A 13,936-nucleotide genomic window follows, 5' to 3' on the forward strand; every position below is an offset into this window, starting at 1 on the left:
GGTGTTTTCCCCACCTTTTTTTGGGGCAGTTTCCCTGGTCGCCCCCCCGAGGTACCTTCCCCCGCGGTGGTTTATCACTTGCCGGCAGTCTTGCGCCGGCGCGGGGTTGTGGCCTTGGCCACCCCTGGCTCCGTCTTGCGCTTGCCGCCACCCCCACGTTTCTTCTTCCACGGTGCACCCTTGCCACCCGGCGCCAGGGGCGGGCCGCTGATGTTCAGGCGCATTCCCGCGCAGCGCTGCACCAGCTTGCCCATCCAGGCCGACTGCCGGGCGACGAACTCCTCAAGGCTCATCTCACCGCTTTGCACCATGTCCAGCGCCTGCTCCCAGATGGCCGTGGTGCCGGGGTCGGCGATGGCGCGGGGCACGGCATCGATCAGGCTGAACGCCGCGGGTGTCGCCGACAGCGCCTTGCCATGCTTGACCAGATAACCCCGATCGAGCAGGCCCTGGATGATGCTGGCGCGGGTGGCCTCGGTGCCGATGCCGGTGGTTTCCTTGAGCTTCTGCTTGAGCAGCGGGTCATCCACCAGTTTGGCGACGTTCTTCATCGCCTTGATCAGGTCGCCCTCGGTGAAGGGCTTGGGCGGTTGGGTCCACAGGTCTTTCAGTTGCAGATCATGCAGCGCGCAGTCCTGCCCTTCGCGCAGCGCGGGCAGCACCTGGGCCGGTGGTGCTTCGCGGCCTTTGGCCGGGGTGAGTGCCTCGGGCAGGGCGCGGCGCCAGCCCGGCTCGACGATCTGCTTGCCCACCGCGCGCAGCGTTTGCCCGGCGCAGTCGAACTCGGCCTGGGTGCGGTCGTATTCGTGGTTGGGCAGGAACTGCGCCAGGTAGCGGGCGCGGATCAGCGTGTAGACCGCCTTGTACTTGGGCGGCAGGCGCGCCGGGTCGCTGGCGGCGGCGGTGGGGATGATGCCGTGGTGGGCGCTGACCTTCTGGTCGTTCCACGCCCGTGAGCGGCGCTGGGGCTCAAGATGCGCCTGCAGCGTTGCGAGGCTGGCGTCGGCACGCTGCAGCGCGGCGAGGATTGCCGGCGCCTCGCCGTGCTGGCTGAGCGGCAGGTAGCTGCTGTCGCTGCGCGGATAGGTGATCAGCTTGTGGGTTTCGTACAGGGCCTGGGCGATGTCCAGCGTCTCCTGGGCGCCCAGGCCGAACTTTTTCGAGCACAGCTCCTGCAGCGTGCCCAGGTCGAAGGGCAGCGGCGCCGCTTCGCGCACGCGCTCGGTGGCAACCTTGAGCACCCGCGCCGTGCCCGCGGCCTGCATGGTGGCGGCGGCCTGCTGCGCCAACGCCTGTTGCAGGCAGCGGCCCTGGTCGTCGCAGGCGTCTTGCGGCGCGCGCCACTGGGCATTGAACACCTGGCCTGCGCTTTCCAGCTGCACGTCGATGGCCCAGAACGGCACAGGCACGAAATCGGCGATGCTGCGGTCGCGGTCCACCACCAGGCGCAATGTCGGGGTTTGCACCCGGCCCACCGGCAGCACGCCCTGATAGCCGGACTGGCGGCCGAGCAGGGTGAACAGGCGGCTCATGTTCATGCCGATCAGCCAGTCGGCACGCGAGCGGCCCAGGGCCGAGTGGTACAGGCTGAAGGTTTCCTGGCCGGGCAGCAGGCGCCCCAGGGCCTTGCGGATCGAGGCATCGTCCAGTGCCGACAACCACAGGCGCTGGATGGGGCCACGGTAGCGGCAGTGCTCGACCAGTTCGCGGGCGATCATCTCGCCCTCGCGGTCGGCGTCGGTGGCGATCACCAGCTCGCGGGCCTCGCCCAGCAGGCGCTTGACCGCCTTGAACTGGCTGGCGGTCTTGGGCTTGACCGTCATCTTCCACTTGTCGGGGATGATCGGCAGGTCATCGAGGGACCAGCGTTTGTAGCGTTCGTCGTAGCTGTCTGGTGGCGCGGTTTCCAGCAGGTGGCCAATGCACCAGGTGACGCACACGTCGGTGCCTTGCCAGCAGCCATCGCCCCGGCGTTGGGCGCCGAGCACCTTGGCGATGTCTTTTGCCTGGGAGGGTTTTTCGCAGAGAAAGAGGCGCATGGCCGGCAACGCTTCATCGTTGGAGATGGGGCACTAGGATGCGCAAGGCAGGGCGGGCAGGCAAGTTTTATCTGTATGCATGTACAGGTTTTATGCCCGCACCTTTGGCAGGGTAGCCCCAGGCACGGTGTTGGACCTGAGGTCGAGCCCCGTGCGAACTTGGCCCTTCGCCCGTCAGTCGTGTCAGTGGACGATGTCGCTGGGGCGCTTTTCCTACCTGCAACAAGGACGTCAAACAATGCCCGTATTCGATTACAAGCAGCTCGACAGCGCCGCCTCCGGCGCGCTTTACCAGGACGCCATGGCCCTGGCCATGTACGCCTACCATGGCATCGACGACGGCTTTGCCGCCGGCTACCAGCAACATGGCTTCGGCCTGGGCCTGCCGGCCACGCTGGTCAAGGCGTTGATCGGCGGCAGCGACAGCCAGGGGGTGATCCCCGGCATCCCGTGGAACCCCGATTCCGAAGCCAAGGCGCTGGCCCAGGTGAAGGCCGCCGGCTGGACGCCGATCAGCGCCGCGCAGTTGGGCTACAACGGCCACACCGATGCCCGCGGCACCTTTCACGGGGAAACGCCGGGCTACACCAGTGCCCAGGTGGAAATCCTCGGGCGCTACGATGCCAATGGCCAGCTGAGCGGGATCGGCATCGCCTTCCGTGGCACCAGTGGGCCCCGCGAGAACCTGCTGGGGGACACCCTGGGCGATGCGGTGAACGACCTGTTGGCGGCGCTGGGGCCGGCCGGCTATGCCCGCGACTACGCGGCCAAGGCCTTCGATGGCCTGCTCGGTGACGTCGCGGCCTTCGCCAAGGCCAACGGTCTGAGCGGCGCCGACATTACCGTCAGCGGCCACAGCCTGGGCGGCCTGGCGGTTAACAGCCTGGCCGACCTGAGCGGTGCGCGCTGGGGTGGCTTCTTTGAGGACGCGCGCTATGTTGCCTTCGCCTCGCCCACCCAGGCGGCAAACCCCGACAAGGTGCTCAACATTGGCTACGAAAACGACCCGGTGTTCCGTGCGCTCGACGGCACGTCGGTCACCTGGGGCACCCTGGGCGTGCATGACGGTGCCAAGGCTTCGGCCACCGACAACATCGTCAACTTCAACGATCACTACGCCTCGGACGCCTGGAACTTGCTGCCGTACTCTATCGGCAACATCGCCACCTGGCTGTCGCACCTGCCGGCGGCCTATACCGACGGCCTGGGCCGGGTGCTGGACTCCGGCTTTTATCAGTGGACCAGCCGCGACTCGACCATCGTGGTCAGCAACCTGTCCGACGTCACCCGGGGCTCGACCTGGGTGCAGGACCTCAACCGCAACGCCGAGGCGCACAAGGGCAGCACCTTCATCATCGGCAGCGAGCAGGCCGACCTTATCCAGGGCGGGCGTGGCAACGACTACCTGGAAGGGCGCGGCGGCAATGACACGTTCCGTGACCAAGGCGGTTTCAACCTGATCGACGGTGGCAGCGGCCACGACACCTTGAAGCTCGGCGATGCGCTGGCCAACCTGAGCATTGCCCGTGACGGGCAAGGGACGCTTTACGTGCGCGACGCCGAGGGCGGTATCAGCCTGGTTCGCAACGTCGAGAGCCTGGTGAGCCAGGAGACGAGCCTGGTGTTCTTCAGCAAGGAGGTCAGCCACACGGTTGGCGCCGATGGCTTGCTCTCCAGCGGCAAGCTCAACCTCTACGCCGCCTCGCAAAGCGGCAGCCAGGCGGGCGACACGCTGGTGGCCGGCAAGCAGGGCCAGTGGTTGTTCGGCCTGGACGGCGACGACCGCCTGGTGGGCGGTGCGGGCAATGATGTGCTGGTGGGCGGGGCCGGCAACGACCTGCTCAGCGGCGGGGCAGGGCGCGACACCTTCCTGTTCGACGGCCATTTCGGCCAGGACCGGGTGCTGGACTTCAGCAGCCAGGACCGCCTGGTGTTCATGGGGGTGGACGGTGGCACGGCGTCGCGGGACTTCCGTGATCACCTGAGCCAGGTGGGTGATGACCTGGTGCTGACCTTCGGCAAGGACAGCGTGACACTGGTGGGCATTGCCGGGCAGGGCCTGGCGGACGGCCAGATCGTCATCGCTTGATGGTGCGAACCCGTCGCGGCCGGGCGCCGCGGCGGGTTCAGGCCGGGATCAGTATTCCCAGAAGATGCGTTGCAGTTCCTTGCTGTCCCGGGTCTTGGTCATGGCGACCATGGCCAGGATGCGGGCTTTCTGCGGGTTCAGGTCGTGGGCCACGACCCAGTCGTTCTTGTCGTCAGGCTGTTCGGCGTTGCGCAGAACGAAACCACCCTGGTTGACGTGGGACGAACGAATGATCTGTACGCCGTTCTTGCGCAGTTCCTGCAGGGCAGGGACGACGCGCGACGATACCGAGCCGTTGCCGGTACCGGCGTGGATGATCGCCTTCGCGCCACCCTGGGCCAGGGCCTTGTAGGCGGTGTCGGTGACGTTGCCGTAGCCGTAGGCGATGTCCACGGCAGGCAGGCTGCTGATGGTCTTGATGTCGAACTCGGAGTTGACCGTGTGGCGCTTGGCCGGCAGGCGGAACCAGTAGGACTTGCCTTCCACGACCATGCCCATCGGGCCCCAGGCGCTCTTGAAGGCTTCGGTCTTGATGTTGACCGACTTGCTCACATCGCGGCCGGACTGGATTTCGTCGTTCATGGTCACCAGCACGCCCTTGCCACGGTTCTGCTTGTCGCTGGCCACGGCCACGGCGTTGTACAGGTTGAGCATGCCGTCGGCGGACATGGCGGTGCCCGGGCGCATGGAACCAACCACCACGATCGGCTTGTCGGTCTTCTCCACCAGGTTGAGGAAGTAGGCGGTCTCTTCCAGGGTGTCGGTGCCGTGGGTGATGACGATGCCGTCGACGTCCTTGCTGTCGGCCAGCTCGGCGACACGCTTGCCCAGCTTGAGCAGGTCGTCGTTGCTGATGCTTTCGGAGGCGATCTGCATCACCTGCTCGCCGCGTACGTTGGCGATATCAGCCAGTTCCGGCACGCCGGCGATCAGCTTGTCGATGCCGAGCTTGGCGGCCTGGTAGGTAGCGCTGTTGGCGGCGCTGGCACCGGCACCGGCGATGGTGCCGCCAGTGGCGAGGATCACCACGTTGGCGAGCTTCTGTTGTTGCTCGGCTTCCTTGGCCGAAACGGTGGTTGGCAGGGCCAGCAGCAGGGCCAGGGTGGCCGGGGTGAAGGCCTTGAGTGCGATGTTGATCATAGTTCTTCTTCTCTCTTCCTAATGAGATGTTCGCTGTGTCGCACCACAGTCAGGCAGATTTCGTACCAGACCTTACCGTTCGTCGTTTTTCATCTGTAAGCCGTTGATATTCATCATGTGTAACCTGAATGCGTGAGACTGCGCGGGTTGCCGTCGTTCGGCATCCCGAACAAGCGTAGGAAAAGTGTTCGGTTTTTCGGATAAATTGCGGATAATCTGGCGCACGTGCTGGCGCTTTGCCTACGTACTGGATTTGACAAACGCGGGACCTGTTTCCATAGTGAGTCACCGCAAACGTTTGCATCCGATAAAAAACACAAAATTCGGAGTCATTTCCATGAAACTGCCGTTCTCCGGTCGTCCGCTGGCCGTCGCTGTGCTCTCTTCGCTGATGTTCGCCCTGCCACTGTCTGCAGCCCATGCCGAGGACGCGCCCAAGGTCGCCCTGGTGATGAAGTCTTTGGCCAACGAGTTCTTCCGCACCATGGAAGACGGCGCCAAGGACTACCAGAAGGCCCATCCCCAGGATTTCGAGCTGATCGCCAACGGCATCAAGAATGAAACCGATACCGGCGAGCAGATCCGCATTGTCGAGCAGATGGTCAACTCAGGCGCCAAGGCCCTGGTGATCGCGCCGGCCGACTCCAAGGCGCTGGTCGCGGCGGTGAAGAAGGCCATGGACAAAGGCGTGATCGTGATCAACATCGACAACCGCCTTGACCCCGAACTGCTCAAGAGCAAGGGTATCAGCGTGCCCTTCGTCGGCCCCGACAACCGCAAGGGCGCGCGCCTCGTCGGCGATTACCTGGCTAAAGAGAAGCTCAAGGCCGGCGATCAGGTCGGCATCATCGAAGGCGTGCCGACCACCACCAACGCCCAGCAGCGCACCGCCGGCTTCAAGGACGCCATGGAAGCCGCGCAGATGAAGATCGTCTCGGTGCAGTCCGGCAATTGGGAGATCGACAAAGGCAACGCCGTGGCCGCCTCGATGCTCAACGAATACCCCGACCTCAAGGCGCTGCTGGCCGGCAACGACAGCATGGCGCTGGGTGCGGTTTCGGCCGTGCGCGCTGCGGGCAAGGCCGGCCAGGTGCAGGTGGTCGGCTACGACAACATCAAGGCCATCAAGCCGATGCTCAAGGATGGCCGCGTGCTTGCGACCCTCGACCAGGCCGCCAGCCAGCAGGCGGTGTTTGGCATCCAGGCGGCGTTGACCATGCTCAAGGGCGAGAAGCCTGCCGTGGATGCCGACAATGTGATCCAGACGCCGGTGGAACTGATTACCCAGTGATTGACTTGTGGGAGCTGGCTTGCCAGCGATCACCGGCGAAGCCGGTGCCATGCACCGAGTTGCCGTCATCGCTGGCAAGCCAGCTCCCACAGGGGGGTGTGCTATTTGAACATGTTGGGAGAGGTGGCCATGTCAGTAACGGCCAATGAAACCATGCTGGCCGTCAGCGGCCTGGGCAAGACCTACGCCCAGCCGGTGCTCGGCGACGTCACCCTCGAGCTGCGCGGCGGCGAGGTGTTGGCGCTGACCGGCGAAAACGGTGCGGGCAAGTCGACCTTGTCCAAGCTGATCAGCGGCCTGGAAACCCCCACCGCCGGGCAGATGCACTACCGCGGCCAGCCCTACAACCCCGGCAGCCGCGCCGAGGCCGAGCGCCTTGGGGTGCGCATGGTGATGCAGGAGCTCAACCTGCTGCCGACCCTGACCGTGGCCGAGAACCTGTTCCTCGACAACCTGCCCAGCCGCTTCGGCTGGATCAGCCAGAAGCGCCTGCGCCAGCTGGCCACGGCGGCCATGGCCCAGGTGGGCCTCGAGGCCATTGACCCGGACACCCCGGTCGGCGAGCTGGGGATCGGCCATCAGCAGATGGTCGAGATCGCCCGCAACCTGATTGGCGATTGCCATGTACTGATCTTCGATGAGCCCACGGCCATGCTCACCAGCCGTGAGGTGGAACTGCTGTTCACCCAGATCGAGCGCCTGCGCCAGCGTGGCGTGGCCATCGTCTATATCTCGCACCGCCTCGAAGAGCTGCAGCGCGTAGCCCAGCGCATCGCCGTGCTGCGCGACGGCAAGCTGGTATGCGCCGAGCCGATCCAGCGCTACAGCAGCAACGAGCTGGTCAACCTGATGGTCGGCCGCGAGCTGGGTGAACACATCGACCTTGGCCGCCGCCAGATCGGCGCGCCGTTGCTCAAGGTCGACAAGCTCAGCCGTGGCGACAAGGTGCGCGAGGTGTCGTTCGAGGTGAGAGCAGGGGAGATCTTCGGCATCTCTGGGCTGATCGGTGCCGGGCGCACCGAACTGCTGCGCCTGATCTACGGCGCCGACCGCGCCGACAGCGGGCAGATTGCCCTTGGCCTGCCGCCGCAGCCGGTGAGCATCGACTCGCCCAAGGCCGCCGTGGCCGCCGGCATCGCCCTGATCACCGAGGACCGCAAGGGCGAAGGCCTGCTGCTGACCCAGTCGATCAGCGCCAACATCGCCCTGGGCAACCTGGGCGCCGTATCCCGTGCCGGTGTGCTCGATCGCGACGCCGAACGCAGCCTGGCCGAACGGCAGATCAGCGCCATGCGCATTCGCAGCGCCGGCCCGGCGCAGGCGGTGGGCGAACTGTCCGGCGGCAATCAGCAGAAGGTGGTGATCGGCCGTTGGCTCGAGCGCGACTGCCAGGTGCTGCTGTTCGACGAGCCCACCCGCGGGATCGACGTGGGTGCCAAGTTCGACATCTATGGCCTGCTCGCCGAGCTCGCTCGCCAGGGCAAGGCCCTGGTGGTGGTGTCCAGCGACTTGCGCGAGCTGATGCTGATTTGCGACCGCATCGCCGTGCTGTCCGCCGGGCGGCTGATCGACACCTTCGACCGTGACCGCTGGAGCCAGGACCAGTTGCTTGCCGCCGCCTTTGCCGGCTACCAGAAACGTGATGCCCTGCTGCACGACGCAGCTCCCAGGATGGACGCATGAAAACCACCCCTCTCGACACCTCGGGCGCCGTGCCCGCCCGCCGCAGCGGCAACTATTATGGCCTGGGCACCTACCTGGGCCTGGCTGGCGCCTTGCTGGCGATGATCGTGCTGTTCTCGTTGCTCAGCAGCCACTTTCTCTCCTATGCCACCTTCAGCACCCTGGCCAACCAGATCCCCGACCTGATGGTGTTGGCGGTGGGCATGACCTTCGTGCTGATCATCGGCGGCATCGACCTGTCGGTGGGCTCGGTGCTGGCGCTGGCCGCCTCCACGGTCAGCGTGGCGATCCTCGGCTGGGGCTGGGGCGTGCTGCCCGCCGCCTTGCTCGGCATGGCCGTGGCGGCGCTGGCCGGCAGCATCACCGGCAGCATTACCGTGGCCTGGCGCATCCCGTCGTTCATCGTCTCGCTGGGCGTGCTGGAAATGGCCCGGGGCCTGGCCTACCAGTTCACCGACTCGCGCACCGCCTACATCGGCGATGCCTTCGCCTGGTTCTCCAACCCCATCGCCTTCGGTATTTCGCCGGCCTTCATCATTGGCCTGCTGGTGATCGTGCTGGCCCAGCTGGTGCTGACCCGCACGGTGTTCGGCCGCTACCTGATCGGCATCGGCACCAACGAAGAGGCCGTGCGCCTGGCCGGTATCGACCCGCGCCCGTACAAGATCCTGGTGTTCGCCCTGATGGGCGTGCTCGCAGGCCTGGCCGCGCTGTTCCAGATTTCCCGCCTGGAGGCCGCCGACCCCAACGCCGGGGCCGGCCTGGAGCTGCAGGTGATCGCCGCCGTGGTGATCGGCGGCACCAGCCTGATGGGTGGGCGCGGCTCGGTCATCAGTACGTTCTTCGGGGTGCTGATCATCTCGGTGCTGGCCGCAGGCCTTGCGCAGATTGGTGCTTCAGAGCCCACCAAACGCATCATCACCGGGGCGGTCATCGTCATCGCCGTGGTGCTCGACACTTACCGTAGCCGGCGTGCAAACCGGCGGAACTGATAAAACATGGCCACCATCAAAGATGTCGCGGCACTGGCGGGTATTTCCTACACCACCGTGTCCCATGTACTGAACAAGACCCGTCCGGTCAGCGAACACGTGCGCCTGAAGGTCGAGGCGGCGATCGCCGAGCTCGACTACGTGCCCAGCGCTGTGGCCCGCTCGCTGAAGGCCCGCAGCACTGCCACCATCGGCTTGCTGGTGCCCAACAGCGTCAACCCGTACTTCGCCGAGCTGGCCCGGGGCATCGAGGATGCCTGCGAGCGCAACGGCTACTGCGTGATCCTGTGCAACTCCGACGACGATCCGCAGAAGCAGCGCAGCTACCTGCGCGTGCTGCTGGAAAAACGCATCGACGGCCTGGTTGTCGCCTCGGTGGGCGAGGAGCGTGACCTGCTCGACAGCCTGGCCTGCGTGCGCACGCCCATGGTCATCGTCGACCGCGCGCTGGACGGCGTCGAGGCAGACCTTGTGCGGATCGATCACGAGCACGGCGCTTACCTGGCCACCCGCCACTTGCTGGAGCTGGGCCATCGCGACATTGCCACCATCGCAGGCCCCGTGGACACCGGCGTCAGCCAACTGCGCCTGGCCGGTTTCCGTCGGGCCATGGCCGAGGCCGGGCTGCGCATTGCCGCCGGCCATGTGTTGCACAGCGACTTCACCAGCCCTGGGGGCCATGCCGCCGCGGCGCGGCTGCTCGATGGCCAGCGGCCGACGGCGATTTTCGCCGGCAACGACATGATCGGCTTTGGCGTGCTGCGCGCCGCCGCCGAACGCAATATCAACGTGCCGGGCGAGCTGTCGGTGATCGGTTTCGACGACATCGAGCTGAGCCGCTATGTGTACCCGGCGCTGACCACCGTCGGCCAGTCGATCCGCGAGCTGGGCGAGAGCGCGGCGGCGTTGCTGTTGTCGCGCATTGGCGCACCGAGCTGTGGGGCGGTGGAGCAGCGCATCGTCGCGCCGCGCATCGTCCTGCGCGAATCCACCGGGCCGCGCCCGGACCTGTTCAACGATTACCGTTAAGGAATGCCCATGGATGCCAAGGTGGTAGTGGTCGGCAGCCTCAACATGGACCTGGTGGCCCGCGCCCAGCGCCTGCCGCGGGGCGGTGAGACCCTGGCCGGTGACAGCTTCTTCACCGTGCCCGGCGGCAAGGGTGCCAACCAGGCCGTGGCCGTGGCCCGGCTGGGCGCCAGCGTGGCGATGGTCGGCAATGTGGGTGACGATGCCTACGGCCAGCAGCTGCGCAAGGCGCTGGAAGTGGAAGGTGTCGACTGCCAGGGTGTCGGCGTCTGCCCGGGGGTTTCCAGTGGCGTGGCGCTGATCGTGGTGGATGCCGCCAGCCAGAACGCCATCGTCATCATTGCGGGTGGCAATGGCTTGCTCAGCCCTGAGTCGGTGCAGCGCTTCGACGCGTTGCTGCAGCAGGCCGAGGTGATCATCTGCCAGCTTGAAGTGCCTGCCCAGACTGTGGCCTGGACCCTGGCGCGCGGGCGCGAGCTGGGCAAGACCGTGATCCTCAACCCGGCGCCGGCCACCGGCCCGCTGCCGGCGGGCTGGTACGCCCAGGTCGACTACCTGATCCCTAACGAGAGCGAGGCCGAGGCGCTGACCGGGGTGGCGGTGACCGACCTCGACAGTGCTCGCCGTGCCGGCGAGCAGTTGATAAAGCTGGGGGCAGGGAAGGTGATCGTCACCCTGGGTGCCCAGGGTGCATTGTTTGTCGACGGGCAGGGCGACAGGCATTTCCCCGTCGCGCCGGTCAACGCGGTGGACACCACGGCGGCCGGTGACACCTTTGTCGGTGGCTTTGCCGCCGGCTTGGCCCGTGGCCTTTCGCTCGATGACGCAATCGTTTTCGGGCAGCGTGCTGCGGCCATTTCCGTCACTCGCGCCGGCGCCCAGCCGTCGATTCCGTACCTGAAGGAACTGGTGCCATGAAAAAGACCCCGTTGCTGAACGTTGCCCTGTCGCGGACCATCGCCGGGCTGGGCCATGGCGACATCCTGGTGATCGGCGATGCCGGCCTGCCGGTGCCGCCGGGGGTGGAGCTAATCGACCTGGCACTCACCCCGGGCATTCCGGATTTCGCCAGCGTGCTGCGGGTGGTGCTGAGCGAGATGCAAGTGGAGCGGCATGTGCTGGGCGAAGAAATGTTCCGCGCCTTGCCGCCGTGCCTGGCCGAGGTGGACCGATTGCAGGGGCTGGGCGAGCTGGGCCGGCGCGAGTTGTTGAGCCATGAAGCGTTCAAGGCGCTGACCCGCAAGGCCCGGGCCGTGGTGCGCACCGGTGAGTGCCAGCCCTACAGCAATATTGCCCTGGTGGCGGGCGTTACTTTCTGACGCCTTGGTGGTAATGCCGCTGTCGAGCTATCCACGACCCCTGTGGGAGCGGGTTTACCCGCGAATCAGGCGCCGCCGATGCATGGCACCGGCTTCGCCGGTGTTCGCGGGTAAACCCGCTCCCACAAGGCGCGATAAGGTCAACCAATTGGAGAAAGGAAAACCCAATGTTCAAACGCCTGCTGCAAGGAGCCGTACTCATGTCCGCGCTAGCCACCACCACCGTCATCGCTGCCCCACGCGACCTGATCATCGACACCGACCCCGGCGCCGACGACGTGGTCGCGCTGCTGCTGGCCATGGCTTCGCCTGATGAGCTGAAAATCCGCGCCATCACCACGGTCGCCGGCAACGTGCGCCTGGACAAGACCTCGCGCAACGCCCGCCTGGCCCGTGAATGGGGTGGTCGTGAAGATATCCCAGTCTATGCCGGGGCAGGGCGGCCGTTGGTACGCGCGCCGATCTACGCTGCCAATGTGCACGGTGAAGAAGGGCTGACCGGCATCCAGGTGCATGAACCGAAACAGCCCTTGGCCAAAGGCAATGCCGTGCAATACCTGGTCGATACCCTGGGCGCCGCCGAGCCCCACAGCATCACCGTCGCCATGCTCGGCCCGCAGACCAACCTGGCCCTGGCGCTGATCCAGCAGCCGGACATCGCCAAGGGCATCAAGGAAGTGGTGGTCATGGGCGGCGCTCATTTCAACGGCGGCAATATCACCCCGGCGGCCGAGTTCAACCTGTATGCCGATCCGCACGCCGCCGAGGTGGTGCTGGCCAGTGGCGTCAAACTCACTTACCTGCCGCTGGACGTCACCCACAAGCTGCTCACCAGCGACGCACGCCTCAAGCAACTGGCGGCGGTGAACAACAAGGCCAGCAAACTGGTGGTGGATATCCTCAACGCCTACATCAAGTTCGACATGGACACCTACGGCATGCCTGGCGGCCCGGTGCACGATGCCAGCGTGATCGCCTATCTGCTCAAGCCCGAGCTGTTCAAGGGGCGGGACATCCACATGGTGGTCGACAGCCGTGAGGGCCCGACCTTTGGCCAGACCGTCGCCGACTGGTACGGCGTGCTCAAGCAGCCCGCCAATGTCACCTGGGTGGAGGAGGGCGACGCACAAGGCTTCTTCGATCTGCTCAGCGCGCGTCTGGCTCGATTGCAATAGCAGCCTGAGGTGCGTGGCGTTCGAGTATCTGCTCGATGAAGCTGCGCGCCGCTTCACCACCGCGGTCGCGCACCAGCAGATCGATGGCGATCAGTACCAGCTCTTCGGGCGAACCCGGGCTATAGGCGCTTTGGCCTTCGTCCCATTTGACCTTGATGTCGGCATCGATGCTGTGGTTGCTCATGAAGCGCTCTCGCTGGGGCCTGGGCTGAGGAGTCGAATACCGGGTCCTGGCGTTCGAGGTGGAGGCGTTGCGCACTCCACTGTTTGCAGTAAATCATGCCTTGGTCACCTTGGCCCTGCGACTTAGGCATAAGGGCGGCGCCTGGGTGAACCAGTGGTTCGGTGCAAAATCCCGTCACGATTGCCCTTCGCGTCTACGGCCGGGTTCAGGCAGAATCTTGCAGTTTTGCAACAATCAGTTTTAGGGGCTGTCGTATTGGACAGCTCTCACGATCGATTAGGAGGATTCATGTTCCGTACCCGCGCTTCCCTGGCAACCCTGTTGCTGGCTACCGTTCTCGCAGGCTGCAGCACCGGCGGCACCTCGGGTGGCTCCGCCGCCCCTGCCGCCCCGGCCGGCAACGATGGCCGCTGCGAAGCCAGTGGCGCCGATTTCACCGTCGGCAAGCCGGCTACCGCGGAGTTGCTCGAGCAAGCGCGCAAGGCCACTGGCTCGCAGATGGCGCGCATCCTCAAGCCCCACGACATGATCACCCTGGAGTATCGCTCCGAGCGCCTGAACCTGAATGTCGATGACAAAGGTGTGGTTACCCGCGTCAACTGCGGCTGATGCAATCGCGGGGCAAGCACCCTCCCGTGTTAGCGTGGGAGCGGGCTTGCCCCGCGATGAGGGCCTGCAAGGGCCATGGCGCCTTTTCTCGCGCCCAATAAAAAACCCGCCACAAGTGGCGGGTTTTTTACAGCTATCCGAATTACTCCGGACGAACCTGTGCAGCCTGCATGCCCTTCTGGCCGCGCTCGGCGACGAAGGAAACAGTCTGACCTTCTTTCAGGCTCTTGAAACCGTCGGTTTCGATGGCCTTGAAGTGTACGAACAGGTCGTCGCCGCCGCCTTGTGGGGTGATGAAGCCGAAGCCTTTCTCATCATTGAACCATTTGACGGTGCCGGTTTGGCGATTGGACATGGGATGAATCTCCAGAAACATGATTTTTTTT

13 protein-coding genes are annotated in these 13,936 nt (G+C 65.4%); 9 read left to right on the forward strand and 4 right to left on the reverse strand.

The annotated features are described in order from the left end of the window. Positions 1–74: 74 nt before the first annotated feature. Positions 75–2,039: a DNA topoisomerase III gene (locus tag ACQ4N9_RS08920; protein ID WP_390969008.1), complete on the reverse strand. Its 1,965-nt coding sequence runs from the start codon at positions 2,037–2,039 to the stop codon at positions 75–77. A gap of 238 nt (positions 2,040–2,277) precedes the next feature. On the opposite strand from ACQ4N9_RS08920, the gene ACQ4N9_RS08925 reads away from it, so the two are divergent. Then, positions 2,278–4,128: a polyurethane esterase gene (locus tag ACQ4N9_RS08925; protein ID WP_390969007.1), complete on the forward strand. Its 1,851-nt coding sequence runs from the start codon at positions 2,278–2,280 to the stop codon at positions 4,126–4,128. 48 nt (positions 4,129–4,176) lie between these two features. Here the strand turns inward: ACQ4N9_RS08925 and ACQ4N9_RS08930 are convergent, their stop codons facing one another. Next, positions 4,177–5,268 (reverse strand): asparaginase, encoded by a 1,092-nt coding sequence (locus ACQ4N9_RS08930; RefSeq protein ID WP_390969005.1) that lies wholly within the window; start codon positions 5,266–5,268, stop codon positions 4,177–4,179. A 337-nt stretch (positions 5,269–5,605) separates the two neighbouring features. On the opposite strand from ACQ4N9_RS08930, the gene ACQ4N9_RS08935 reads away from it, so the two are divergent. The 7 genes from ACQ4N9_RS08935 (at position 5,606) to ACQ4N9_RS08965 (ending at position 12,757) form a co-directional block, all read left to right on the forward strand. Beyond that, entirely contained in the window at positions 5,606–6,559 is a 954-nt protein-coding gene (locus ACQ4N9_RS08935) for a sugar ABC transporter substrate-binding protein (RefSeq protein ID WP_390969003.1), read from the forward strand. A 129-nt stretch (positions 6,560–6,688) separates the two neighbouring features. After that, positions 6,689–8,242 carry a sugar ABC transporter ATP-binding protein gene (locus tag ACQ4N9_RS08940; protein WP_390969002.1) on the forward strand — a complete coding sequence of 518 codons (1,554 nt, stop codon included), beginning with the start codon at positions 6,689–6,691 and terminating at the stop codon, positions 8,240–8,242. Beyond that, the gene (locus tag ACQ4N9_RS08945; protein ID WP_347149724.1) at positions 8,239–9,234 is read left to right on the forward strand and encodes an ABC transporter permease; all 996 of its coding nucleotides are present in this window, start codon (positions 8,239–8,241) and stop codon (positions 9,232–9,234) included. Before ACQ4N9_RS08940 ends, ACQ4N9_RS08945 begins: the two co-directional genes overlap by 4 nt. 6 nt (positions 9,235–9,240) lie before the next feature. Further along, positions 9,241–10,263 carry a LacI family DNA-binding transcriptional regulator gene (locus ACQ4N9_RS08950; RefSeq protein ID WP_125464743.1) on the forward strand — a complete coding sequence of 341 codons (1,023 nt, stop codon included), beginning with the start codon at positions 9,241–9,243 and terminating at the stop codon, positions 10,261–10,263. Between the two features lie 9 nt (positions 10,264–10,272). Further along, entirely contained in the window at positions 10,273–11,181 is a 909-nt protein-coding gene (gene rbsK / locus ACQ4N9_RS08955) for a ribokinase (RefSeq protein WP_390969000.1), read from the forward strand. After that, on the forward strand, positions 11,178–11,582 hold the full coding sequence (rbsD, locus tag ACQ4N9_RS08960; protein ID WP_390968998.1) for a D-ribose pyranase: 405 nt from the start codon (positions 11,178–11,180) through the stop codon (positions 11,580–11,582). The genes rbsK and rbsD overlap by 4 nt, the downstream gene beginning before the upstream one ends. Positions 11,583–11,749: 167 nt before the next feature. Then, positions 11,750–12,757, forward strand: coding sequence for a nucleoside hydrolase (locus ACQ4N9_RS08965; RefSeq protein WP_390968996.1), 1,008 nt, complete (start codon positions 11,750–11,752; stop codon positions 12,755–12,757). Here the strand turns inward: ACQ4N9_RS08965 and ACQ4N9_RS08970 are convergent. Next, on the reverse strand, positions 12,729–12,941 hold the full coding sequence (locus tag ACQ4N9_RS08970) for a hypothetical protein (protein WP_390968994.1): 213 nt from the start codon (positions 12,939–12,941) through the stop codon (positions 12,729–12,731). The two genes, ACQ4N9_RS08965 and ACQ4N9_RS08970, sit on opposite strands and share 29 nt — an antisense overlap. Before the next feature lie 288 nt (positions 12,942–13,229). On the opposite strand from ACQ4N9_RS08970, the gene ACQ4N9_RS08975 reads away from it, so the two are divergent. After that, entirely contained in the window at positions 13,230–13,550 is a 321-nt protein-coding gene (locus ACQ4N9_RS08975) for an I78 family peptidase inhibitor (protein ID WP_390968992.1), read from the forward strand. 142 nt (positions 13,551–13,692) lie between these two features. Here ACQ4N9_RS08975 and ACQ4N9_RS08980 read toward each other — a convergent pair whose 3' ends face one another. Then, the gene (locus ACQ4N9_RS08980) at positions 13,693–13,905 is read right to left on the reverse strand and encodes a cold-shock protein (protein WP_110993890.1); all 213 of its coding nucleotides are present in this window, start codon (positions 13,903–13,905) and stop codon (positions 13,693–13,695) included. Positions 13,906–13,936: the final 31 nt, after the last annotated feature.

Source organism: Pseudomonas sp. ES1 (assembly GCF_050586605.1).
In the GTDB taxonomy this organism is placed as follows: Bacteria; Pseudomonadota; Gammaproteobacteria; order Pseudomonadales; family Pseudomonadaceae; genus Aquipseudomonas; species Aquipseudomonas sichuanensis.

What these genes read in the sequence shown, in the direction of transcription:
- ACQ4N9_RS08920 (WP_390969008.1), bottom strand. Translation starts at nt 2,039, where the DNA reads ATGCGCCTCTTTCTCTGCGAAAAACCCTCCCAGGCAAAAGACATCGCC.
- ACQ4N9_RS08925 (WP_390969007.1), top strand. Translation starts at nt 2,278, where the DNA reads ATGCCCGTATTCGATTACAAGCAGCTCGACAGCGCCGCCTCCGGCGCG.
- ACQ4N9_RS08930 (WP_390969005.1), bottom strand. Translation starts at nt 5,268, where the DNA reads ATGATCAACATCGCACTCAAGGCCTTCACCCCGGCCACCCTGGCCCTG.
- ACQ4N9_RS08935 (WP_390969003.1), top strand. Translation starts at nt 5,606, where the DNA reads ATGAAACTGCCGTTCTCCGGTCGTCCGCTGGCCGTCGCTGTGCTCTCT.
- ACQ4N9_RS08940 (WP_390969002.1), top strand. Translation starts at nt 6,689, where the DNA reads ATGTCAGTAACGGCCAATGAAACCATGCTGGCCGTCAGCGGCCTGGGC.
- ACQ4N9_RS08945 (WP_347149724.1), top strand. Translation starts at nt 8,239, where the DNA reads ATGAAAACCACCCCTCTCGACACCTCGGGCGCCGTGCCCGCCCGCCGC.
- ACQ4N9_RS08950 (WP_125464743.1), top strand. Translation starts at nt 9,241, where the DNA reads ATGGCCACCATCAAAGATGTCGCGGCACTGGCGGGTATTTCCTACACC.
- rbsK (WP_390969000.1), top strand. Translation starts at nt 10,273, where the DNA reads ATGGATGCCAAGGTGGTAGTGGTCGGCAGCCTCAACATGGACCTGGTG.
- rbsD (WP_390968998.1), top strand. Translation starts at nt 11,178, where the DNA reads ATGAAAAAGACCCCGTTGCTGAACGTTGCCCTGTCGCGGACCATCGCC.
- ACQ4N9_RS08965 (WP_390968996.1), top strand. Translation starts at nt 11,750, where the DNA reads ATGTTCAAACGCCTGCTGCAAGGAGCCGTACTCATGTCCGCGCTAGCC.
- ACQ4N9_RS08970 (WP_390968994.1), bottom strand. Translation starts at nt 12,941, where the DNA reads ATGAGCAACCACAGCATCGATGCCGACATCAAGGTCAAATGGGACGAA.
- ACQ4N9_RS08975 (WP_390968992.1), top strand. Translation starts at nt 13,230, where the DNA reads ATGTTCCGTACCCGCGCTTCCCTGGCAACCCTGTTGCTGGCTACCGTT.
- ACQ4N9_RS08980 (WP_110993890.1), bottom strand. Translation starts at nt 13,905, where the DNA reads ATGTCCAATCGCCAAACCGGCACCGTCAAATGGTTCAATGATGAGAAA.